The organism is Vibrio sp. M260121 (assembly GCF_036533715.1).
Taxonomy (GTDB): Bacteria; Pseudomonadota; Gammaproteobacteria; order Enterobacterales; family Vibrionaceae; genus Vibrio.
The window spans coordinates 1-397 of the sequence record NZ_JATABF010000134.1; the positions used below are offsets into that span (position 1 = coordinate 1).

1 protein-coding gene is annotated in these 397 nt (G+C 49.9%); it reads left to right on the forward strand.

What is annotated here, in order from left to right; translation table 11 throughout:
- The coding region (locus QTO06_RS25465; RefSeq protein WP_331410362.1) for a hypothetical protein at positions 1-397 on the forward strand (397 nt) is incomplete at both ends.

A 397-nucleotide genomic window follows, 5' to 3' on the forward strand; every position in this document is an offset into this window, starting at 1 on the left:
GATTGAAGATGGCAAGTTCATCGTTAAAGGCGCTGGTGATGCCACGCTTTCAGCCACGTTCGTCAAATCGGGTAATGTTCCTGGTCTGAAATCCGACATGGCTATCACGCTGACGTTGCAAGAAAAAGAGTTAGACGATGACATCAAAGAAGCGCCAGAAGGCTCAAAAGCGCGCGGGTTTCTGCGACCAACACCTGACTTTGATATCGAGTTGGAACTGGGTAAGAGCGCCTTCATCGGCACGGTTGTTGAGCTTCCTATCGCCTTTGCAAACCCAGAAAACGAAGAGTTTGAGTTTGAAAGCTCTGATACCGACGTGTTTGAAGTGGATGCGCAAACCGGAGCTATTTTACCTAAGGCCACAGGTGACGCCGTGCTGAAACTGCACATCGGCGAT